Here is a 1,135-nt window from a genome sequence, read left to right as displayed (position 1 = left end):
CACACGTGTTGATTAACCAAAATTATACAGTATTTATTTGGTTTATTTGCCGATGGAATGCTAGTATTTCTGTCAAATAAATTCTCCAATCAAACGGCAGAGTATCACAAAGAAACAGGCGTGTGAAACCTGCGAATGACAACGGTTTGATATGTTTTTTCTTACTACCTTTTACGTGAAGAAATTTTAGTAAAACGTAGGCAATCATAGCTGCGAACAACTGATTGAACACCGCATTTGATGTTGTGCCAAATAGCACGGGAACGTTCAAATTCTGCTTAATCCAGCGGAAAAAGGACTCGATGGCCAACGCGATTTGTACATGGCGGCGATTTCTTCAGCTGTCACGTTCATCAAACTGGTCACGACACGCATGTCTTTCCCTTCGTAGTCGGTAAATTGCACGACACGATGGCGTTTTTTCGTCTGTTTTTGTGGCGTACCGATTATGCACGTGAAATCAGCTGTCACATTTGAATCCGTGGGACGTGTGCCTTTTAGTGATTTCTTGCGATTCAATTGAACATTGTCTTTTAATCGGATAACAAAATGTTGCTTTTCTTTTTCAGTCACGTAGCGATCCACTTTATCAATTGAAAAATACGCGCGATCACAAACGAGAATAAAGCGTTTATCCTCAAGGCTTACGCCGATGGGACCGTCATGTTTGAGCCCTGTTGTTTCAACGATTTGAAGAGGCATCACTGTTTCGTTTGTGAAGCTGACATGCAGTTTTATGCCCGAACGTTCGCCGTGATAAACGGCCCATGGTAAACGTGTTTTACCGACAGTAATAGTCGTCGAATCAATTGAAAGAAGCGTTCTCGGCATCTTTAGCGTTCGACGTGTAGCTCGATTTAACTTGCCAACAATAACTTCGAAAATACGTTTCATAATGGCGTAATCTAGCGCTTTCATGTGTTTTGACAAGGATGAATGATCGACGGAAATGAGTCCAACACTCGGACCAACATCGGCTGAGTGACGCAAGCTTTTCCATTCATTTGTCGCAGCACTAATCAAATAAGAAATAACAGTAGAAACCGTGCATTTTCGGGCTGTATCGGTGTGGTTGAACTCCATTAAAATCGCCTGGAGCTCTGCTTCTGAAAAAAAGTTTTGAATCAATGTGTGG

Annotated in this window: 1 pseudogene; it reads right to left on the bottom strand. The window is 41.9% G+C overall.

From position 1 onward, the window contains the following. Nucleotides 1-12: 12 nt before the first annotated feature. A pseudogene (locus ILT06_RS32170) lies at nt 13-1,128 on the bottom strand (IS4 family transposase). Nucleotides 1,129-1,135: the final 7 nt, after the last annotated feature.

Origin of the sequence: Bacillus sp. 17RED48 (genome assembly GCF_019837545.1) — a bacterium.
GTDB classification, from domain to species: Bacteria; Bacillota; Bacilli; order Bacillales; family Bacillaceae_G; genus Bacillus_A; species Bacillus_A wiedmannii.
The sequence above is the reverse complement of the archived record's forward strand: the minus strand, read 5'-3'. Positions and strand labels throughout refer to the sequence as shown.